Annotated in this window: 20 protein-coding genes; 13 read left to right on the top strand and 7 right to left on the bottom strand. The window is 35.1% G+C overall.

Going from position 1 to position 22,619, the window contains the following annotated elements:
* Positions 1-25 precede the first annotated feature (25 nt).
* The 5 genes from BC962_RS02675 to BC962_RS02655 all read left to right on the top strand — a co-directional run bounded on the left by BC962_RS02675 (position 26) and on the right by BC962_RS02655 (position 4,133).
* On the top strand, positions 26-970 hold the full coding sequence (locus tag BC962_RS02675; protein WP_121344379.1) for a TolB family protein: 945 nt from the start codon (positions 26-28) through the stop codon (positions 968-970).
* A 122-nt stretch (positions 971-1,092) separates the two neighbouring features.
* Entirely contained in the window at positions 1,093-1,683 is a 591-nt protein-coding gene (locus tag BC962_RS02670) for a HupE/UreJ family protein (RefSeq protein WP_121344378.1), read from the top strand.
* Positions 1,684-1,787: 104 nt separating this feature from the next.
* Positions 1,788-2,219, top strand: coding sequence for a deoxycytidylate deaminase (locus BC962_RS02665; RefSeq protein WP_026837143.1), 432 nt, complete (start codon positions 1,788-1,790; stop codon positions 2,217-2,219).
* Positions 2,216-3,805 (top strand): S41 family peptidase, encoded by a 1,590-nt coding sequence (locus BC962_RS02660; RefSeq protein ID WP_121344377.1) that lies wholly within the window; start codon positions 2,216-2,218, stop codon positions 3,803-3,805. The genes BC962_RS02665 and BC962_RS02660 overlap by 4 nt, the downstream gene beginning before the upstream one ends.
* Before the next feature lie 16 nt (positions 3,806-3,821).
* Positions 3,822-4,133, top strand: a complete 312-nt coding sequence (locus tag BC962_RS02655) for a hypothetical protein (RefSeq protein ID WP_121344376.1) — start codon at positions 3,822-3,824, stop codon at positions 4,131-4,133.
* Positions 4,134-4,449: 316 nt separating this feature from the next.
* Here BC962_RS02655 and BC962_RS02650 read toward each other — a convergent pair whose 3' ends face one another.
* Complete coding sequence (locus tag BC962_RS02650) at positions 4,450-4,653, bottom strand: hypothetical protein (RefSeq protein ID WP_121344375.1); 204 nt, start codon at positions 4,651-4,653, stop codon at positions 4,450-4,452.
* Entirely contained in the window at positions 4,650-5,225 is a 576-nt protein-coding gene (locus BC962_RS02645) for a MarC family protein (RefSeq protein ID WP_121344926.1), read from the bottom strand. The genes BC962_RS02650 and BC962_RS02645 overlap by 4 nt, the downstream gene beginning before the upstream one ends.
* Before the next feature lie 145 nt (positions 5,226-5,370).
* Here BC962_RS02645 and BC962_RS02640 point away from each other — a divergent pair, with 145 nt between their 5' ends.
* The 6 genes from BC962_RS02640 (at position 5,371) to BC962_RS02615 (ending at position 13,521) form a co-directional block, all read left to right on the top strand.
* Positions 5,371-5,940 carry a DUF3109 family protein gene (locus tag BC962_RS02640; RefSeq protein ID WP_121344374.1) on the top strand — a complete coding sequence of 190 codons (570 nt, stop codon included), beginning with the start codon at positions 5,371-5,373 and terminating at the stop codon, positions 5,938-5,940.
* A gap of 253 nt (positions 5,941-6,193) precedes the next feature.
* Positions 6,194-7,201, top strand: a complete 1,008-nt coding sequence (locus BC962_RS02635) for a hypothetical protein (RefSeq protein ID WP_121344373.1) — start codon at positions 6,194-6,196, stop codon at positions 7,199-7,201.
* A gap of 638 nt (positions 7,202-7,839) precedes the next feature.
* The gene (locus BC962_RS02630; protein ID WP_121344372.1) at positions 7,840-8,817 is read left to right on the top strand and encodes a ribonucleotide-diphosphate reductase subunit beta; all 978 of its coding nucleotides are present in this window, start codon (positions 7,840-7,842) and stop codon (positions 8,815-8,817) included.
* A gap of 196 nt (positions 8,818-9,013) precedes the next feature.
* Entirely contained in the window at positions 9,014-11,488 is a 2,475-nt protein-coding gene (locus BC962_RS02625; protein ID WP_121344371.1) for a ribonucleoside-diphosphate reductase subunit alpha, read from the top strand.
* A 198-nt stretch (positions 11,489-11,686) separates the two neighbouring features.
* On the top strand, positions 11,687-13,033 hold the full coding sequence (locus BC962_RS02620) for a deoxyguanosinetriphosphate triphosphohydrolase (protein WP_121344925.1): 1,347 nt from the start codon (positions 11,687-11,689) through the stop codon (positions 13,031-13,033).
* Positions 13,034-13,047: 14 nt separating this feature from the next.
* The gene (locus tag BC962_RS02615; protein ID WP_121344370.1) at positions 13,048-13,521 is read left to right on the top strand and encodes an OsmC family protein; all 474 of its coding nucleotides are present in this window, start codon (positions 13,048-13,050) and stop codon (positions 13,519-13,521) included.
* A gap of 7 nt (positions 13,522-13,528) precedes the next feature.
* Here the strand turns inward: BC962_RS02615 and BC962_RS02610 are convergent, their stop codons facing one another.
* Both BC962_RS02610 and BC962_RS02605 read right to left on the bottom strand, forming a co-directional pair.
* Positions 13,529-14,539: a DUF3078 domain-containing protein gene (locus tag BC962_RS02610; RefSeq protein ID WP_183075430.1), complete on the bottom strand. Its 1,011-nt coding sequence runs from the start codon at positions 14,537-14,539 to the stop codon at positions 13,529-13,531.
* A gap of 14 nt (positions 14,540-14,553) precedes the next feature.
* Entirely contained in the window at positions 14,554-16,332 is a 1,779-nt protein-coding gene (locus BC962_RS02605) for a 1-deoxy-D-xylulose-5-phosphate synthase (protein ID WP_121344368.1), read from the bottom strand.
* A gap of 38 nt (positions 16,333-16,370) precedes the next feature.
* Here BC962_RS02605 and BC962_RS02600 point away from each other — a divergent pair, with 38 nt between their 5' ends.
* Positions 16,371-16,820 carry a nucleoside deaminase gene (locus BC962_RS02600; protein ID WP_121344367.1) on the top strand — a complete coding sequence of 150 codons (450 nt, stop codon included), beginning with the start codon at positions 16,371-16,373 and terminating at the stop codon, positions 16,818-16,820.
* Between the two features lie 30 nt (positions 16,821-16,850).
* The gene (locus tag BC962_RS02595) at positions 16,851-17,933 is read left to right on the top strand and encodes a DUF6920 family protein (RefSeq protein ID WP_121344366.1); all 1,083 of its coding nucleotides are present in this window, start codon (positions 16,851-16,853) and stop codon (positions 17,931-17,933) included.
* 183 nt (positions 17,934-18,116) lie between these two features.
* Here BC962_RS02595 and BC962_RS02590 read toward each other — a convergent pair whose 3' ends face one another.
* From BC962_RS02590 to bglX, 3 genes are read right to left on the bottom strand one after another with little or no spacing between them, the layout of a single operon-like run.
* The gene (locus BC962_RS02590) at positions 18,117-19,523 is read right to left on the bottom strand and encodes a sugar porter family MFS transporter (protein WP_121344365.1); all 1,407 of its coding nucleotides are present in this window, start codon (positions 19,521-19,523) and stop codon (positions 18,117-18,119) included.
* 28 nt (positions 19,524-19,551) lie between these two features.
* A complete protein-coding gene (locus tag BC962_RS02585; protein WP_121344364.1) occupies positions 19,552-20,307 on the bottom strand; it encodes a glycoside hydrolase family 16 protein in 756 nt (251 codons plus the stop codon).
* 13 nt (positions 20,308-20,320) lie between these two features.
* Positions 20,321-22,600, bottom strand: a complete 2,280-nt coding sequence (gene bglX, locus BC962_RS02580; RefSeq protein ID WP_121344363.1) for a beta-glucosidase BglX — start codon at positions 22,598-22,600, stop codon at positions 20,321-20,323.
* Positions 22,601-22,619 lie beyond the last annotated feature (19 nt).

Here is a 22,619-nt window from a genome sequence, read left to right as displayed (position 1 = left end):
GTATTTTCAGAGAAAAATTTAATTCATGCAAACATTTTTAATGAGCTTAGTCCTCTTTCTCTGCACACTATTTGGCTATACACAAACTGCAAAACCAGTAACACCCGTTCTACCAGATCTGTTATCTCAATTCGAAAATATTCGTGATTTCTGTATGACTTCAGATGGAACAGAAATTTATTTTACCGCCCAAAGTCCTCTTCAAGAAGTTTCTATTATTGTTCGGGCTAATAATACTGGTAGCTCTTGGAATAGTGAACTTTTATTAAATCCTTCTGGAAAACATGAAGATCTAGAACCATTTTTAGCTCCAGATGGCTTAAAATTATACTTTGCCTCTAACCGCCCATTAAATAATTCTTCAGAAATAAAAAAAGATTTTGATATCTGGTACTTAGAACGTCAAGACTTGAATGCTAAGTGGTCTGAACCTATAAATATTGGTTCACCTATTAATTCTGAATTCAACGAATTTTATCCATCTGTTTCAACTAACGGAAATATGTATTTTACAAGTGATAGAACAGCTAGTAAAGGCAAAGATGATATTTTTAAAAGTGAATGGAATTCAAATTCTTATCAAACCCCGATTTCTTTAAGTGAATCCATAAATACAGATGGATATGAATTCAATGCTTTTATTTCTCCAAATGAAGATTTTTTGATCTTTAGCGGGTACAATCGGGAGGATGGTTTTGGAAGCGCAGATCTATATATTAGCACTAAGTTGAAGAATGGAGAATGGGGAATGTCTAAAAATTTGGGTGAAAACATAAATTCAGAAAAAATGGATTATTGTCCGTTCTTAGATCTCGAAAAAAATATGTTATACTTTACTAGTAAAAGGAGTGAGATTAGACCTAGGGAATTCAGCTCTTTAAAGGAATTTAAAACCTTGCTTGATACTTTCGAAAACGGAGAAAGCAAAATATATAAAACCACTTTTAACCTAAATCAATACTTGGAGTAAAGATTAAACCTCCTTATAAATCTTATTCTTTTTAAGGTATAAATTATCCTCAAGATCATTGAAATCATATTTTTGTTAACTCTATAATAAATTGTAATTTCGAGTCTTAGCACCCCCACTATATGTCTGAATTTTGGTTATATTTTAGGTTAGGCCTTGAACATGTATTAGACTGGCTGGCATACGATCATATTTTGTTTATAATCGTTTTAGTTGCAGCCTATTCATTTAGTAGTTGGAAACGAGTTTTATGGTTGGTAAGTATTTTTACCATAGGCCACACGCTCTCCCTATTTTTATCAGTTTACGATGTTGTAAAGGTAAATGCCGCGTGGGTAGAATTATTAATTGCTATCACGATCCTGTTTACAGCAATGTATAATATCCTTTCTGCCAAGAAAAGAGAGCATCAAAGAAATATTAGCGTGCTATATTTTAGCACAGCTTTCTTCGGAATTATACACGGCTTAGGCTTTTCTAGATATTTTAAAATGATCTTCCCAGATTCTTCTAGTAAGTTTTTGCCATTACTAGAATTCGCTCTTGGAATTGAAGCAGCCCAGATAACAGTAGTGCTTTCAGTCTTAATACTATCTTTTATTCTTCAAAATGTATTTCGTGTAACAAGAAGAGACTGGATTTTAGTAATTTCAGCAATTGTAATTGGGATCTTATTTCCTATTTTAAAAGATACTATTATAGCCGTTTGGTAAAAATTTAACGACAATAAATTGTTTTAACCCTTGTCTTACAATATTTTAGTAGGCTTTTTGTTTAAATGCTTAACTACAGTATTCAGAAGGAATTGATAAAAAAAATGCAAAAAGAAAAGCAATTAAAATTTGATAAAGCTTATTTAAGAATAGCAAACGAATGGGGAAAACTGTCTCATTGTAAGCGTAAACAAGTTGGTGCACTTATTGTGAAAGATAGAATGATTATTTCCGACGGATATAACGGTACTCCTTCTGGTTTTGAAAATTACTGTGAAGATGATGAAGGTTATACAAAGTGGTACGTTTTGCATGCAGAAGCTAATGCGATCTTAAAGGTTGCTTCCTCCACACAATCTTGTCAAGGCGCTACACTTTATATAACTATGTCTCCTTGCAAAGAATGTAGTAAATTAATACATCAAGCTGGCATTACAAGAATTGTGTACGAAATAGGATATAAAGATAATACCGGATTAGAATTTTTAGAAAAAGCCGGAATAGAATTAAATCAAGTAACAGAACTGGACAATTGAAGAAAAAACACAAAATATATCTTCCCTTATTACTAGGACTAGCTTGTGCCGGTGGAGTTTTACTTGGCTCAAAGTTAGATTTTACTCCAGACCAAAAAGGGCTTTTTTCTTCTAATGCAAAAAAAGAAAAACTAAATAGACTAATAGATTATATAGACTATGAATATGTAGATGATGTAAATACTGATAGTATTGTAGACGTTACTGTAAATAGGATCTTGGAAAATTTAGATCCACACTCTGTATATATCCCTAAAAATGAATATGCCGGGGTAACCGAAAATATGCAAGGAGATTTTGTGGGCATTGGCGTTAGTTTCTATAATGTACAAGATACCATTGTAGTAATTCAAGCAATGACGGGCGGGCCAAGTGAGAAGCTAGGGATTAAAGGCGGAGATAGAATTCTTTACGCGAACGATAAACAACTCTTTAATAAACAAATAAGTAACGATTCTATAATTGCACAATTAAAAGGGGTAGAAGATTCTAAAGTCACCTTAACAGTATTGCGTAAAGGCCTCAATAAATTGCTAAAATTTAATGTGAAACGCTCTAGAGTCCCATTAAAAAGTGTAGATGCTGCTTATATGCTTAATGCTGAATTAGGTTACATAAAGGTCAATCGTTTTTCTGAAACCACTTATCAAGAATTTAGAGCAAGCTTATATAAGCTAAAAAAGGAAGGCGCAACTAAAATCGCTATAGATCTTAGGGATAATCCAGGAGGATATCTTTCTGAAGCTATTAATATAGTTGATGAATTTTTAGAAGACGGGCGGTTAATCTTATTTACTAAAAATAAGAAAGGTGACATCGAAGAAACTTTTTCAAACAAAAAAGGAGCTTTCGAGAAGAATAAACTTTTTGTGTTAATTAATGAAAATTCAGCTTCTGCAAGTGAAATAGTTGCAGGTGCTTTTCAAGATAACGACCGTGGAACTATTATTGGAAGACGCTCTTATGGAAAAGGCCTTGTACAACGCGAAATGGAATTAGGCGATGGAAGTGCCGTAAGATTAACTATTGCAAGGTATTATACTCCAACAGGAAGATCCATTCAGAAATCATATGAAATGGGGAATGAAGCCTATTTTAACGACTATATTTTACGATATAAAAATGGGGAATTGGCAACTGCAGATAGTATTCATGTATCCGATTCCTTACGTTATAAAACTCCCGGCGGTAAAATCGTTTATGGTGGAGGGGGAATTATTCCAGACATATTCGTGCCTAAAGACACAAATATGGAACGAGAAAATATAAACTACATTCTTAGAATGGGGCTCTTTAGTCGCTTTGTATTTGAAGAATTAGAAAAAAATAGATCCTACTATAATGCACTTTCCTGGAAAAAATTTTCCCAGAGCGAAATAGTCACAGATAAGATAATTGAGAACTTTCTCTCTTATATGAAAAGTCAGAATGTTCCTATGAAAATAGATAACTATCAGCCGCTTTTAAAAAAATATATTAAGGCAGTGATGGCAGAACAACTATTTGGGACGAATGAATTTCAACGGATTATTAATGAAAATGACCGAATTATTAATAAAGTAATGGAATTATCATTAACAAACTAGTATATTCGTAGATACTGTGGATGCTTATAACGACTATACCGCCATTTTTCTTTTACTTTCTCCTTTGTTCTTTTACATTGTAGCGGTGAGCTTCCGTCTATTAGACAATAGTGCACTTTTATTCTTACAGAAAGAGATCCTGGTAGATTCTTCAAATGTTTCTTTAGGGGCTATAAAAAGTCAAATAGATTCTTCAGGAGATTATCAATTCAAATCTAAATTGAAAAGAGCCTTGCTCTACAGAAAACTTCATAGAGTATTCATAATCTTAATGATCGCTTCACTTCCAGTAACTGTGGTTACTTATTTCACCTTATTTTACTCATAAGAAATCACCAAAAAATTTCTTAATATAAAGTTTCATCTAGAATAAAATTATTTATAAACGTTTGTAAATCATTAATTTAAACAACACGTTATTAGATAAAATTAGTTCCTTAAAAACTACGAATTTTGGAAAAATACTTTTGGTAATAAACCTGTATTTTTTTAAACTCTGCAGGATAGGTTCTATAATTGAAATTTATAAGCATAAATCACAATTGTAAGTATTTTCATACTTTTTGAATATTAAAATGTAAGATTAATCATACGTTTAAATGATTAAATTTCTTACTATTCTCAATCTTAATGGGATGCCTAACCTATTTCTTGTTTTTTGCTTTATGATCTATCGCCTTAGAAGTCAGCAATATTGATAGTAAGACGATCACACAAGCCGCACATACAATTCCAATAAGTGCAACTGCACTATCTTCACTTAGAAGATCCTCAAAATTTAGCACTGTCACGTTATATGCAATAACAATGGCAGATAAGGCTATTAATATGTAGATAAATATTTTCATTTAAATAAATTCTGAATGTTAGCGGCAAATAATTTTACTGCAATAGCCAATAAAATTACACCAAATATTTTTCGGATTACATTAATTCCCTGCTTTCCTAAGAAATGCTCGATCTTACCAGAAGATTTTAGCACTAAATAAACAAAGACAATATTAATTACAATTGCGACAATTATATTAATTGTATCATATTCAGACCTTAAAGATAATAAGGTTGTCATAGTACCAGCACCTGCAATAAGGGGGAAAGCCAATGGAACCACTGCAGAAGTTTCCGGTGTTTCATCTTTATAAAGGGTGATTCCTAGTATCATCTCTAATGCTAGAAAAAACAAGATGAAAGAACCTGCAACTGCAAATGAATTTACATCTATACCTATTAAATTTAAGATCTCTGCTCCAACAAAAAGAAACATCACCATTAAAATACCTGCCACAATCGAAGCTTTTTCGCTCTGAATATGTCCGGCTTTTTTCTTAAGGTCTATAATAATTGGAATACTACCAATAATATCTATTACAGCGAATAAGATCATGCTGGCGGTACCTATTTCCCGAATATCTAGTTTCATAACAACAAACATTAAAATAGCCGCAAAATTACGCTTAATATGTAGAAAGCAAATAAATTCCTAAGGAAATTTACAAAAGCCTAACCTCCCAAAAAAGGCTTGAGAAAGAGCCTCTAAATTCAGTTTATATAATATCTTTGCGGCTATGTTCCAAATAGGTAAAACAATCGTTTCTGAAGATATAATCCAAAAGGATTTTGTGTGTAATCTATCTGCCTGCAAGGGAGCTTGCTGCATAGATGGTGATGCGGGAGCACCTTTAGATGCTAAAGAAACTCAAATTCTTAAAGACATTTATCCAAAGGTTAAACCTTTTCTTCGTAAAGAGGGGATTGCAGCTATAGAAGCTCAAGGCACCTTTATAACTACTGAAGATGGAGAACTAGAAACTCCTCTTATAGATGGAGCAGATTGCGCATATGTAACCTTTGATAATAGAGGAACTGCTTTGTGCGGAATTGAAGAAGCATATAATCAAGGAGAGATAGATTGGAAAAAGCCTGTTTCTTGTCATTTATACCCAGTAAGAGTTCAAGATTATTCTGAATTTTCTGCTGTGAATTACCATCATTGGGAAATTTGCGATGATGCCTGTACTCTTGGAAAAGAACTTCAAGTACCTGTCTACAAATTTGTTAAACAAGCCTTAATAAGAAAATTTGGTGAAGACTGGTTTGGGGAACTAGAAAAAGTTGCGGATAAATTAAATAAATAACTTAGCCTTTTTCCATACATAAGCAGCCAAGACGCTTCCAAGATCCATATTCCATAATTAGAAAATATGCATTTTCAATAAGGGAAGATTAATATGTGGTTTTTCTCTATCAATCTATTTTAAAGCCTCCAACTAGTACAAAAAATACTCAATTCTCTTCATTATTTTAGTTGATTTTTATGACTAATTTTGATTAAACATCTTAATATCAATAAATTAAGTTATTGTTTAATTATTTAAAACCTAATTAATCATGAAAAGATCTTTTAGTTATTTCAAGAAAACATTTACAAGTTTCACATTTATTTCTTTGGTTATTCTGTTAAATCTTACCGGATGTAAAGACGAGAAAAGCAATGAAGAAATCATTGTTTTAACCGAAGAGAAAGCTAAAGTAGAAAAGCCTGAACCTGGAATTGTTGAAGTTGTTACAGAAAATATGGATTTTAAAATGCCAAAATCGATTCCTTCTGGCTGGACCACTTTTAAGTATCGTAACCAATCTAAAGACACTCATTTTCTTATCCTAGAAAAATATCCTGAAGGAAAATCCATCTCAGATGCCAAAAAAGAAATAATACCGATATTTCAGAGCGCTATGGATTCGATATTCGTAGGTAAAAAAGAGGCTGGAATGGCCGAGTTTGCTAAATTCCCGGAATGGTTTCATCAAATCCAATTTACAGGGGGAACAGGATTAATCGCCCCTGGGAAAATAGCACAAACCACACTTAACTTAGAACCTGGAAAGTATTTAGTAGAGTGTTATGTAAAAATGAATAATGGTATGTTCCATTCTTATATGGGGATGATAACAGAATTGGAGGTGACAACTACAGAAAATGAAAAGGTTGCTCCCACCCCAACTTCAGAAATAAGTATTTCTAGCGCCAAAGGAATAGAATTCGACAAAAACATAAATTCGGGAAGACAAATATTTAAGATCGATTTTAAAGATCAAAAAGTATATCCAAATTTTCTTGGTCATGACCTGCATTTGGTGAAAATCTCTAAAGGAACAGATATTAAGACTTTGGAAAGTTGGATTAATTGGCTGGAACCAAAAGGACTCATCTCTCCAGTACCACAAGGCTTTGAATTTCTAGGCGGCGTTCAAGATTTACCAGCAGGACATTCTGGGTACTTTTCAGTTAATTTGGATGAAGGTGACTATGCATTTATAGCTGAAATCCCGGATGCATCCAAATTTAATATGTTGAAAGAATTTAAAGTAGGAAAGAAAGATCTTGCATCCAATTAAAGAGCTAAATGTTAAATTAAGGTTTAACAAGCTAATTATAAGTTAATTATAATCATTGGTTATATTTTCTGTTGTATATTTAAATTAATATACTGCCCTACAATTTTAGCATTACTTATCCCCTCAATTGTTTTTTGACCTTCTAAAATATAAACGTGCTTAGATTTTTTTAAATGGGCTTCTCATTTATGGAGACTAAATACCCTGCTATTTATCGATTAACTTCGATATTTAAAAAGATCTAACCGTTTTATTTTAAAATTCCCACTAATTTTAGTCATTATTTACAAAGGATATCCATTTTATTTCTTCAGGATCTAGACCAAAAATCTGTTAAAATAATTCTTATAAATAAGCAATTGTTAATAGCTGCAAAACAAGCTTGTATAGGTCTATTTTAAAGGGATTTCCTAATAATACACTGTCTCAAGTTCATTTTTAAAAACAAATCCTATTTAATTGATTTCCAATTTGTTAAGTCAAAAATTTAGCATTATTTTAAGAATTCAAAAATAGGCCAGTGTTAAAAACTTTGTTGAAAACGTTTGCCCATTTTCCTTTCAAAATCTAATAGATTTTTCAATATTTGTTTGAACGAGTATTTCACGTTTAGATCACTATAAAAAAACCTCAATTCTATGGCACAACTTGAACCAATTTTACAAGAGAACAAAGACCGTTTTGTAATCTTTCCAATTAAACATCACGATATTTGGGATTGGTATAAAAAGATGGAAGCCAGTTTTTGGACTGCTGAAGAGATTGATCTTCATCAAGACCTTTCAGACTGGAATAACAAGTTGAATGCAGATGAGCGTTATTTTATTAAACATATTCTTGCGTTTTTTGCCGCTTCAGATGGAATTGTAAATGAAAATCTTGCTGAGAATTTCGTTAATGAAGTTCAGTATGCAGAAGCAAAATTCTTTTATGGTTTCCAGATCATGATGGAGAACATTCATTCTGAAACCTACTCGCTTCTTATAGATACGTATGTAAAAGATGAAAAAGAAAAAGACCAGCTGTTTCATGCTATAGAGACTTTTCCTGCAATCAAGAAAAAAGCAGATTGGGCTTTACAATGGATAGAATCTGATTCTTTTGCTGAAAGATTGATAGCTTTTGCTGCGGTAGAAGGAATTTTCTTCTCTGGCGCATTCTGTTCTATCTTCTGGTTGAAAAAACGTGGATTGATGCCTGGATTAACTTTTTCTAACGAATTAATTTCTCGTGACGAAGGTGTACACTGTGACTTTGCAGTGCATTTACACCAAAATCACATTATAAATAAAGTGCCTAAAGACCGTATTCGCCAAATACTTACCGATGCTTTAACTATAGAGCGTGAATTTATCACCGAATCTTTACCAGCAAGTCTTATTGGTATGAATGCCAAATTAATGACGGAATATCTGGAATTTGTTGCAGATAGATTGTTAGTAGAATTTGGGTGTGAAAAAGAGTATGGTAGTGCAAATCCATTCGACTTTATGGATATGATCAACCTACAAGGAAAAACAAACTTCTTTGAGAAACGTGTAGGAGAATACCAAAAAGCAGGTGTGATGAATAAAGACAAAGACACCGATAAAATAAGTTTTGACGCTGACTTTTAAATAAGCGTTTTTTATATTAGATACGATCGTGCCCCCCATCGCGATTGTATTTAATATGTTTTTAACCCATAAAATTTTCGAATAACCGAGTTTGAGAAACCCCAATCTTCTCAACTTCCACTTTTCGGCTAATATAAATTTCTGTTTGTATGCTATGAACCCTCATAATATACAAGCCCATTAAAACCATAAGCCAATGTATGTATTAAAAAGAGACGGCCATAAGGAGCCCGTTATGTTCGACAAGATAACTGCCAGAATTAAAAAACTTTGTTATGGCTTAAATGAATTGGTGGATCCGCTTAAGGTTGCAATGCGTGTTATTGAAGGATTGTATGATGGGGTTACTACAAGTGAATTGGATAACTTGGCGGCAGAGGTTTCTGCAACCATGACCACTTCTCATCCAGATTATGCGAAACTTGCTGCAAGAATTTCTGTATCTAACCTGCACAAGAATACCAAGAAAACATTTTCTGAAGTGATGACAGATCTTCATGAATATGTAAATCCTAGAACCGGAAAAAAAGCTCCGCTTTTAGCAGATGAAGTACAAAAAGTGATTCAGGAGAATAAAGAATTACTGGATTCAACAATTATTTACAATAGAGATTTCAATTACGATTACTTCGGATTTAAAACCTTAGAACGTTCTTATTTATTAAAATTAAATGGGAAAATAGCAGAGCGCCCACAACATATGTTGATGCGTGTTTCTATTGGAATTCATATAGATGACATCGACGCGGCGATAGAAACTTACGACTTGATGTCTAAAAAGTTCTTTACGCATGCAACGCCAACATTATTCAACTCTGGAACACCAAAACCACAAATGTCTTCTTGTTTCTTATTAACAATGAAAGATGATAGTATAGATGGTATTTACGATACGTTGAAGCAAACCGCTAAGATCTCACAATCTGCCGGTGGAATTGGATTATCTATTCACAATGTACGTGCTACAGGATCTTATATTTCTGGAACTAACGGAACTTCCAACGGAATCGTTCCTATGCTTCGAGTATTTAACGATACCGCGAGATATGTAGATCAAGGTGGTGGAAAACGTAAAGGTTCGTTTGCAATGTATGTAGAACCATGGCATGCAGATATCTTCGATTTCTTAGATCTTAAAAAGAATCACGGAAAAGAGGAAATGCGTGCAAGAGATCTTTTCTATGCCATGTGGATCCCAGATCTTTTCATGCAACGTGTAGAGAAAGATGAGAATTGGACATTGATGTGCCCTAATGAATGCCCAGGCCTTTTTGATATTTATGGAGATGAGTTTGAAGCATTATATCATAAATACGAAGCAGAAGGAAAAGGTAGAAAATCTATCAAAGCTCGTGAGTTATGGGAGAAAATCCTAGAATCTCAAATTGAAACTGGAACTCCGTATATGTTGTATAAAGATGCAGCAAACAGAAAATCCAATCAGAAAAACCTTGGAACTATTAGATCTTCCAACCTCTGTACAGAGATCATGGAATACACTAGTCCAGATGAAGTTGCGGTATGTAACCTAGCTTCTATCGCATTGCCTATGTTTATTAAAGGCAATGAATTCGATCACAAAGAACTTTATAAGATCACCAAACGAGTGATAAAGAATTTAAACAAGGTAATAGACAGAAACTACTACCCTGTTAAAGAAGCAGAAAATTCTAATGTACGTCACCGTCCTGTTGGATTGGGTGTGCAAGGATTAGCAGATGCTTTCATAAAATTAAGAATGCCATTTACCAGTGACGAGGCGAAAGCTTTGAATCAGGAAATATTCGAAACTCTTTATTTCGCATCGGTTACAGCTTCTATGGAATTAGCTATTGAAGAAGGACCATATTCTACCTACGAAGGATCTCCAATTAGTAAAGGAGAATTCCAGTACAACATGTGGGGAATTAAAGATGAAGATCTAAGCGGACGATGGGATTGGGCTAAATTGCGCAAGCAAGTGATGAAAAATGGAGTTAGAAACTCGCTGTTAATGGCACCAATGCCTACAGCATCCACTTCTCAGATCCTTGGAAATAATGAAGCTTTCGAGCCTTATACTTCTAACATCTATACCAGAAGAGTACTTTCAGGAGAATTCATAGTTGTCAACAAACACCTATTGGAAGACCTTGTAGAGCGTAATCTTTGGACAGAAGATGTGAAAAACGCTATTTTACGTGCTAATGGATCTGTACAAGGAATAGATATTATTCCACAAGATCTTAAGGAATTATATAAAACGGTTTGGGAATTAAGCATGAAAGACATTATAGACATGTCTAGACAACGTGGATATTTCATAGATCAGTCACAATCGCTTAACCTGTTCATGGAAAATGCAAACAACAGCAAGTTAACTTCAATGCACTTTTATGCATGGAAAAGCGGACTTAAAACTGGAATGTATTACCTAAGAACTAAGAGTGCTGTAGATGCTATTAAATTCACCCTTTCTAAGGAAACTAAGAAAGAACCGGTATTAGAGTCTTATGCAGAATTAGCGCAGCCAGATGAAGTTGTTGCTCCGGTAAAAGCGGCAGTGCAACCAACACCACAACCAGTACAGGTAGCTGTAGAAGGAGATGCACTTTCTCCAGACGAGTTAAAAGCACTTATTGCTCAGGCCAAGGAAGCTGAAGGCGATGATTGCCTAATGTGCGGTTCTTAAAAATTAAATTTACCCCGACTATTAAATAGTCATCATTAACAAAAGGGAAGTATTCGCAAGTTTACTTCCCTTTTTTATTACTTTTGATATCGGTGGATTGGGCGTTACCCTTCGGGTCGGGCTTTCGCTACTCGCTTCCCGAAAAATCGGGAGAGCTCAAACAAATAGCTCAATCCCTAACGCAAACCTAACAACATGATGAATTGGGAACAACTTCTATCTTTAAAGAGATATGGAGATACTAATAAAAGATTAAGAAAAGAGCAAAATGAAACCCGTTTAGGTTTCGAAGTAGATTACGATCGCATAATTTTCTCTTCAGCATTTAGAAGTCTACAGGATAAAACGCAAGTAATTCCGCTTTCAAAAACAGACTTTGTTCATACTCGCTTAACTCACAGTTTAGAAGTATCTGTTGTTGGAAGGTCTTTAGGAAGACTTGCCGGACAAAAGATCTTGGAAAAACATCCCCAACTTAAGGAAACACACGGTTACCAAATGAATGATTTTGGAGCTATTGTTGCCGCATCATGTTTAGCGCATGATATTGGAAACCCCCCATTTGGCCATTCCGGAGAAAAAGCCATTGGTGAATACTTTAGTCTTGGAAATGGGAAACGCTTCAAAGATCAGCTTTCAGATAAAGAATTTCAGGATCTTATAAAATTTGAAGGAAATGCGAACGGCTTCAAAATACTTACCGAGAACAGACCAGGAATAGAAGGTGGATTACGTTTATCTTATGCAACTTTAGGAGCTTTTATAAAATATCCAAAGGAATCCCTTCCACATAAACCCACAAAAAATATTGGCGATAAGAAGTTTGGTGTTTTTCAGTCTGAAAAAGAAATATTTGAAGAGATCGCAGAAGAATTAGGTCTTAAAAATGTGAGAAATGGAGAATTCACAGCCTATTCTCGCCATCCTTTAGCATTTCTAGTGGAAGCAGCAGATGACATTTGCTACACCATCATCGATTTTGAGGACGGTATTAACCTTGGATTGATAGATGAGGAATATGCTTTAGAATATTTAATTAAGCTCGTAAAGAGCAGTATAAACACTTCTAAATATAATTCACTTACAAGTACCGCAGACAGATTAAGCTATTTAAGAGCATTAGCGATAAACACCTTGATCACAGAAGCGGTTGCTATTTTTCTGGAAAACGAGGAAGCAATTCTAAAAGGAGAATTTCATGAAGCTTTATTTGATAAAAGCAGTTATGAAGCCCAGATCAAGGACATCATCAAGATCTCTGTAGAACGGATTTATCAAAGTGAAGAAGTGATCAATAAAGAGATCGCTGGGTACAAAATGCTTTCTCATCTGTTAGACACGTATACCGAAGCTTTTCTTCCAGAATCTGCGGCTTTAGAAGATTCTAATTACAATAATCTAATTAGAAAATCGGTTCCAAAATTAAAAATTCAAGAAGATCAATCTGTTTACGAAACCTTGATGCAGCTATGTTCTTACACCGCATCACTGACAGATGGCATCACAGTGGCTTCTTTTGAAAAATATAAAGGTTTAAAAATTTAATTCTTGCTTGGCTTATGAAAATCCATAACTATGAGATCAGGGTGGAATGGACTGGGAATCTTGGAAAAGGAACTCTAGATTATAAGGCTTTCAACAGAGATCATATAGTTTCCGGAGAAAACAAAGCAGCCCAGATTCAAGGCTCTTCAGACCCATCTTTTTTAGGAGATAATAAAAGATATAACCCGGAAGAACTCTTGGTGTCTTCAATTTCATCCTGCCACATGCTCTGGTATCTACATCTTTGTGCGGTTAACAAGATCGTTGTTCTAAGCTATATGGATAAAGCTACAGGAGTTATGGAGGAAACGAAAAATGGTAGTGGAAAGTTCAAGGAAGTAACCTTAAATCCTCAAATAACTTTGGAAAATATTGAGATGAAGGAGAAAGCTGAAGAGTTACATACTGAAGCTAATAAAATGTGCTTTATAGCGAATTCCTGTAATTTCCCTATTCAACATCGCCCACAATTCAACATTATAAATTAATTATCCCTTAGAATTCATACATCACACCTACACCAAGTAATTGCTTGAACTGAATTTTTGGGCCAAGCGTCTCCAAAGTACCATCGTCATTGGTGTCTTCTTTGAATTTTACATCGTCATCGTAAATAAGATGAGACCCTATATTAGCTTTTACAAACTCGTTAACCACCAAATTCAATTTCAATTCCCAGTCTACATCTATGTTTCCAAACTTATTAAGATAATCTGTATAAAAACTTACCTGATTTTCCAGGTTTACATTGGTAAAAACCTCTTTACTAAAATTGTTTGTTACCAATATCCCAACTTCTGTGCGCACATTTTCCCCTCTGGTAATAATATTTCCAATGCTATCTCTTACAGCTGGAGTTACACCAAACATACCTTCATCTGCCAACCTTTGGTCTAAAACAAAAGTAGATTTATCTGTTAAAGGAGATAGATAAACGGTAAGATCTTCCTTAGGCGCAGAATACTCTGCTCCTACTCCCAAAAACACATATCCGGGAGCCATAAAACTGGAGATCGATTTATCCCTTTGCGGGTATTTATAACCGTTTGCAAACTGTGTTTTAAAATTGAATTTTGCAGAATACCTGAAATTTGAAGTGGAATCTCGTCTATAACCATAGGTAGAATTCAAGGAGATCTCATCATCTGTTTTTCTCACCTTTCTTCCATCTTGAGCATTAATTCCATATCTAATAGTTGCGTTTGTTTTCCAAAGCAAAAGATTTTTCTGAAATTTCCTTTCGAAATTCCCATAAAACAAGGCAGAAATTGAATTGTTCCCACCAGCATTCCAATTCACAAATGCTACTTCATTCATATTAACCCCAACAGAATTTTTTTTAGACCACATCATTAACATGTCTTGACTATCTTCTTTGATAGAATCTGTCTTTGTACTATCTACCGAAGTAGTGTCTGATATGGTTCTTGGCCAAGAATTAGCAAAAGAGCTTGAAGCCGATAGAATAAAAATAAATAAAATGGGTAGAATTGGATTAAATCTCATTGTAATCTATAATACTATGCTTTTAAAAATACATTAATGCTATGGGCTATACTTGTAACGTCTAATTTCACAATTTCATATAATTCCATCATATTTCCTTGCTCCACGAATTCATCTGGAATTCCCAAACATCTAATCTGGCTGGTATAATTGTGCTTCGCGATAAACTCTAAAACCGCGCTTCCAAATCCCCCAGATATAGCTCCTTCCTCCACGGTTATCACTTTTTTAAATTTGGAGAACAATTTGTGCAGCATAACTTCATCTAATGGTTTTACAAATCCCGCATCATAATGAGCTACTTTTTCTTCCATTCCCAAAGAGGCGATCGCTAATTTAACATTTTCAGCAATACTTCCAATACTAATTACTGCTAAGTCTGTTCCTTCACTTAGCAATTCTCCTTTCCCTATTTCAAGTTTTCTGAATTCCTGCTTCCAGTCTAATCGCACTCCCCTTCCACGAGGATAACGTATTACTAATGGGTGTTTTAAGTTTATTTGGGAGGTGTATAATAAGTTGCGTAATTCCACCTCATCTCTAGGTGCAGCGATTATTAAATTAGGGATACATCTTAAAAAAGCGATATCAAAAACCCCATGATGTGTAGCTCCATCTTCCCCCACCAATCCTGCTCTATCTAAGCAAAAGATCACAGGTAGATCCTGCAAAGCAACATCATGGATCACTTGATCGTAAGCGCGTTGGAGAAAAGTGGAATAAATAGCACAGTATACTATAAACCCCTGAGTAGCCATCCCGGCCGATAAGGTTACCGCATGTTGTTCTGCAATTCCCACATCGAAAGCTCTTTCCGGAAAAGCTTCCATCATATATTTCAAGGAACTTCCTGTTGGCATTGCCGGAGTGATCCCTATTATTTTTTCATTCTTTTCAGCTAACTCTACTAAAGTTAACCCAAAAACATCCTGATATTTTAAAGGCAATCCTTCAGAATTAGATGGTAATAATTCCCCCGTATCTGCAATAAATTTTCCTGGAGCATGATATTTCACCTGATTTTCTTCTGCCTTTTGCAAGCCTTTGCCTTTAGTGGTGATTACATGCAGAAATTTTGGGCCTTGTATTTTCTTCAGTTCTTCAAAGACCTCTAATAATCCTTGAATATCATGACCATCTACCGGGCCAAAATAATTAAAGTTCAAGGCTTCTATAATATTGTCTTGTTGTGGCTTATGCCCCACTTTGGCTTTGGTAAGATATTGCTTTAATGCGCCCACACTTGGATCTATCCCAATTGCGTTGTCATTTAAGATCACCAATAAATTGGCATTACTCACTCCAGCATGATTTAAGCCTTCAAAAGCCATCCCGCTTGCAATAGAGGCATCTCCAATTACTGCAATATGTTGTTTGGAGAATTCTCCTTTTAAATTAGAAGCTATCGCCATTCCTAAGGCAGCAGAAATAGATGTTGAAGAATGTCCAACTCCAAATGTGTCGTATTCGCTTTCAGATCTTTTAGGGAAACCGCTTAATCCATTTAATTGTCTGTTGGTATGAAATATGTCTCTCCTTCCAGTAAGTATCTTATGCCCATATGCTTGGTGACCTACATCCCAAACCAAGAGGTCTTCGGGAGTATTAAAAGCATAATGAAGAGCAATTGTAAGCTCTACCACACCTAAACTGGCACCTAAATGCCCCTCTTTAGTGGCCACGATATCTATGATGAATTTCCGAAGTTCCTTTGCCAGAACAGGTAATTCTTCAGTAGAAAGTTTGCGTAGATCTAAAGGGGAATCAATATTTTTTAAAATACTTTTTTCCATGGAAAGCAAAGGTACATTTTGAAATTGTATTTTTGGATATGGATTTAATTTTTGACGATGCCTATTTTATGCGAAAAGCCTTAGACGAGGCTAATTACGCCTACGAAAAAGGTGAAATCCCTGTTGGAGTAGTAATTGTAATAAAACAGCAGATCATCGCGCGAGGGCACAACCTTACCGAAATGCTAAATGATGTAACTGCTCATGCCGAAATGCAGGCAATTACCGCTGCTGCTAATTTTTTAGGCGGAAAATACCTGAAGGATTGCACGATGTATGTAACCTTAGAGCCTTGCCAAATGTGTGCGGGAGCATTGTATTGGAGTCAGCTTTCTAATTTGGTTTTCGCAGCATCAGACCATGAACGTGGTTATAGAAAATTTGGTGGGCAACTGCACCCTAAAACCAAAGTGAAAAATGGAATTATGGAAGAAGAGGCCTCTAAACTTTTAAAACGATTTTTTATTGAACGCAGGAATTTGAACTAATCAAAGGAATTTAGTTAAAAGCAAAAATCAATGCGAATTGCTTTAACCATACTAATTGGGCTACATGGAATGATCCATTTAATTGGGTTTTTGAAAGCTTTTGGCATTTTTCAATTTGATGCAATATCACAACCCGTTTCCAAAACTCTCGGAGTCTTATTCTTAGTAGCCTTTTTCTTTTTCGCAGTAACTGCCAATTTATTTTTTAGAAGACATGATTATTGGTGGATAATTGGCTTATTGGCTGTTCTTATTTCTCAATTTCTGATCATCTCTTTTTGGAAAGATACAGGATTTGGCAGTATTTTAAATCTAGTCATTCTTACAGCATCAATTATAGGGTATTCTACAAATAGCTTTAAGGAAAAGGTACATGCCGAAACAGCCAAGATGTTATCATATATAGATACTTCAGAGAAAAAGAGCGTCTCAAAACAAATAATCGCAGATCTTCCAAGCCCTGTTCAAAAATGGCTCTTAAATAATGGCAGCCTTGGAAAAGAAAATATAAGCAGCGTTTTCTTAAAGCAAGACTTGCAAATTCTTATGAAGCCTGAACAGAAACAATGGAGCACTGCAAAAGCTAAACAATATTTCACAATAGATCCACCTGCCTTTAATTGGTGCGTAAACTTAGAAATGAAACCTTGGATAAAACTAGTAGGGAGAGATAAATTTGAGAAGGGAAAAGGTGAAATGGAGATAAAGTTATTGTCCCTTTTTCCTATTGTTAACTCAAGGAACGATGAGAAGATCAATCAGGCAAGTTTACAGCGATATTTAGCCGAAATCGTTTGGTTTCCATCTGCTGTCTTTAGCTCCTATATCAGTTGGGAATCGATTGATGAAAATTCTGCTAGAGCAACAATGAGGTATAATGGAACTGAAGGCTCCGGTGTATTTCATTTTGACGAAATGGGTGATTTCAAAAAGTTTATAGCAATGCGCTACAAGGATACTACGCTTACAGAATGGGTTGTGAATGCTACCAAAACCGAATTAAGAAACGGAATAAAAATACCTGTGGAATGCAATGCAGCTTGGAAGTTAGAAGATGGCTATTGGACATGGTTAAAAATTAAAATAACACACATAGAATACAACCTGAAATAAGACCAGCCACTAACACATTCGCAATACAATTATTTTATATGGAGAGGGAAGTTTTAAAGCTTCAGGTGTAGTAATAAAAACGAAGAGGAAATAAGTAAACTAACTTATTTCCTCTTCGTTTTATCTGCTTTATTAATTGCAGAATGCCTTTAAAGCAATTCTGAAATTCTGATTTCTTGATATTTAACTAACCACCTTTTTAGCTTCTTCAGGAATATCCCACATATCTTCTAACTCTTCTAAAGTTTTCCCTTTTGTTTCAGGGATATATTTATAGGTAAAGAATATAATTCCTAAAATGAATATTGAAAAGATGAAATAAGGCAAGGATCCATTCCAGAAATCACCTTCGTTCAATTTACTTTCAGCAACCATAGGGAAAGATTGAGTCACTAAATAGTTTGCGGCCCACTGCGCTGCAACTGCTATAGACATAGCTGCACTTCTTATATTATTCGGGAACATTTCTGAAAGTATTACCCAAACTACAGGCCCCATAGACATTGCAAAGGACGCAATGAATAATAACACCCCAACCAAAGATAATATACCAACAGAATTCGTCATTAAAGTGGTTCCTAATAATATAAATCCAGCTAACATCCCTACTGCACCTATGTATAAAAGTGGCTTTCTACCAAACCTGTCTACCGTTGCCATTGCGACAAAAGTGAATACCAAATTTATCCCTGCTAATAAAACCTGTTGAAGCAACACGTCTTCTTTTCCAAAACCTAAGGCTTTTTCGAAGATATCGGCTCCATAATAAAGCACTGCATTAATTCCGGTGAATTGTTGCAACATAGATAGCACAGTTCCTATAGCGATTATCGCAAAAACACCTTTAGCAAAAATACTCAGCTTCAATTTGTTCTTATCTTTCTGAAGAGATTTCTCTATCTCTATAATTTCATTTTCTGCGATCTCCGCCCCATGAATTCTGGTTAGTACTTTTAAAGCATCAGCTCTTAAACCTTTCATAGCAAGCCAACGCGGACTTTTAGGAACAAAGAATAATAAGACTAAAAATGATAAACTAGGAATAAGTTCAGACCAAAACATCATTCTCCATCCAGACTGTATATTTTCTGCTTCTGTAGCGCTATTTCCAATAAAATAGGTCGCTAAAAAGACCACGAAAAACCCTACCACTATCGCTAGTTGATAATAGGTTACCAAGGTTCCTCTTATTTTTGCAGGAGCAATTTCTGCTATATAGGTAGGAGCATTCATAGATGCAATTCCAATTCCTAAACCTCCAATGATTCTAAAAACCACTAATAAGCTTACAGATTCCGGCAGAAATGCCGGCAAACCTGAACCCCATGCGGAAAGAGAAAATAAAACTGCAGAAATGATCAACGAATATTTTCTACCAATTCCTTTACTTAATGGCCCCGATACAATGGCACCAACAAAACATCCTATTAATGCGCTTCCAACTACCCAACCTTTCATCCCTGCATCCAAATCGAAATACTGACTGAAATAATATTGAGATCCATTAATTACACCGGTGTCATATCCAAAGAGCAATCCCCCTAAGGCAGAAACGATAGTGATTAAAATTAGAAATGTTTGGTTTTTCATTGTTGAGGAATTTGTTGGTAATATATTTTTATAATTTGGTAACCTTAATGTAATCTACGTAAAGTTTTTGAGGCAATGCAGAATCATCCACAACTGCACCTCCTAAATTTCCACCAATCGCAAGATTGATCAAAAAATAAAAGGGCTTTCTAAAGGGGTAATGCTTATCATTATACTCTTCTGGAACAAATGTATACAACAAAGCATCATCTACATAAAATTTAATGTTGTCCTTGCTCCAATCTGCCTTAAAAATATGATAACCCACCTCGATTCCAGGGATCATAGTTTTTTTAGTATTAATGGTATTGCCATGACTTGCAGGAGTATGCAAAGAAGTGAAAACCTTCCCTGGTTCCTTACCAACATATTCCATAATATCTATTTCCCCAGAAGCTGGCCAACCTACCTCATTAACATCTGCACCCAGCATCCATAATGCAGGCCAAAATCCTTTAGCTGTTGCTAATTTAGCCCTTACCTCAATACTTCCATATTGAAACTCGATTTTATTTTTGGTGTTGATTTTCCCTGAGAAATATTGATCTCCTTTTTTAACAGCAGTAATTACAAGATTTCCATCTTCTACCTTAACATAATCCCTATTATAGGTTTGAAGTTCATTATTACCCCAACCACATAGATCTGGGCAACCATTTCCTTCTTCGTAACTCCAATAATCCATATTCAAAGAGTCACCATCAAAATTATCCTGAAAGATCTTGGGGGCACAAGAGGTAAAAAACAAGACGCTTATAACGAAAATGGAAACTTTATAATTCATAAAAGGACAATTTCTAATTCTTAAAAGTAAACTCGGCAGCCTTTAATTCTTTGGAGTTACCTCCAACAAATATATTAAAATCACCAACTTCTGCTTCCCAAATCCTATTGGCAGTATAGAATTCTAACATTTTTTTAGTGATCTTAAAACTCACTGTTTTCGTTTCTCCCGGCTCCAGATCTATTAGCTGAAAGCCTTTCAACTCCTTTACAGGTCTTGTTCTGCTCCCAATAATATCCTGAAGATACAATTGCACCACTTCTCTACCTTTTACTTTACCAGTATTCTTTATTGTGATACTTGCTTCTAAATCCTTTTCTGAATTCATTTCTACTCCTGAAAGTGATACATCTCCATATTCAAATTGCGTGTAGCTTAATCCGTATCCAAAAGGGTACAATGCATCTTTCTTGACATCGGTATAATGAGAATAGGTAACATGTTGATCATTTGAAGGTCTTCCTGTATTTTTCTGATTGTAGTATAAAGGTTCCTGTCCTACCAGTCTAGGAAATGATACCGGTAATTTCCCTGACGGATTGTACTTTCCGAATAACACATCTGCAATCGCATTTCCACTTTCCGTTCCCAATTGCCATGCTACAACTATAGCAGGAAGATTTTCTGAAGCCCAAGAGATCTCCATAGGTCTTCCGTTAATAAGCACTAAAACTATATTGCTATTTACCTTTTTAATTTCTTCTAAAAGTTCTTGCTGAAGCCCCGCTAATCCAATTTTTGCCTGACTTCTTCCTTCACCTGCCTGAAATGCATCTTCTCCCAATACCATTACCACCAACTCTGAATTCTTAGCTAAGTCTATAGCTTCCTTAAATCCGGATCTGTCAGTTTTATTGATCTCCAAAGGCAATAAGAAGGCTCGTTCGCTTGTTCCCAAGGAAGTTCCTAAGGAATAATTCACCTTGGTGTTTTTCCCAACTGCATTTTTAATTCCTTCTACTACAGATACTGCAGAATTTGCTTCTCCCTGCGCTCTCCAATTTCCAATTGGTGCATCCTTATCATTTGCCAAAGGACCTATAACAGCAATAGTTTTTACTGAAGTTTTAATTGGCAACAGCTCTTGTTCGTTTTTAAGAAGCACAATAGATTTTGCAGCAATTTCTCGTGCTGCTTTTCTGTGCTCTTCATAAGAAATATTCTTTTTAACCTCCGGATTTGAATATTTATAAGGATCCTCAAATAGTCCTAATTTAAACTTAACTCTTAGTACACGCCTAACAGCATCATCTACCATTGCTATATCTACGGTTCCCTCAATTACTAATTCTTCAAGACTAGATTCATAAGCGCCACCTTCCATATCCATATCACTACCTGCATTAATAGCTATTTGTGAAGCTTGCTTTTTATCTTTGGCAAATCCATGGTAGATCATTTCCGTGATAGAACCCCAGTCTGATACCATAAAACCTTTCCAGTCCCATTCTCCTTTTAAAATATCTCTTTGCAGATATTTATTTCCTGTGGAAGGGATTCCATCGATCTCATTAAAAGAGTTCATAAAAGTTGCTACTCCTGCTTCAGCCGCCGCTTTAAAAGGAGGAAGTATTGTATTATGAAGTTCATTTTCACCTAAATGCACAGTATTATAATCTCTACCGGCTTCAGCAAAACCATAACCTGCAAAATGCTTAGCAGTGGCTGCGATGGTTAACTGATTGGAAAGATCGTCACCCTGATATCCTTTAATTTTAGCTACTCCCACAACCGAAGTTAGATAAGGATCTTCCCCGGAACCTTCCATTATTCTACCCCAACGTGCGTCTCTGGAAACATCTATCATTGGTGAAAAAGTCCAATTAATTCCTTCTGCAACAGATTCTATAGCTGCAATTCTAGCAGAAAGTTCCATAGCTTCTAAATCCCAACTGGCTGTTTCACCAAGTGGCACAGGAAAAATAGTTTTATATCCATGAATTACATCGTAACCAAAGATTAACGGGATCTTCATTCTGGAGTTATCCACAATGAGTTTTTGTGCCTCTCGGGTAGCATCTACAGAAAGTACATTTAACATAGAACCTACCAATCCATTTTTAAGATTGGTTTCTTTTTGTTTACTGTCCAATTCTGAAGCAGGACCCGTAAGATCCCAACTACCATTGTATTGCACTAATTGTCCGACTTTCTCTTTTAAGGTCATTAAGGACAACACAGAATCTACCTTTGTCTCTATATTTTCAATAGAGCTAGGGATTTTAGAATTCTGACTAAGTGCTGAAGCACAACTTAATAAGAGAATAAGTATTTGTAAGGGTTTCTTTCTCATTTTTGTCAAATAAATATCT

Origin of the sequence: Gillisia mitskevichiae, assembly GCF_003634585.1 — a bacterium.
Taxonomy (GTDB): Bacteria; Bacteroidota; Bacteroidia; order Flavobacteriales; family Flavobacteriaceae; genus Gillisia; species Gillisia mitskevichiae.
The sequence above is the reverse complement of the archived record's forward strand: the minus strand, read 5'-3'. Positions and strand labels throughout refer to the sequence as shown.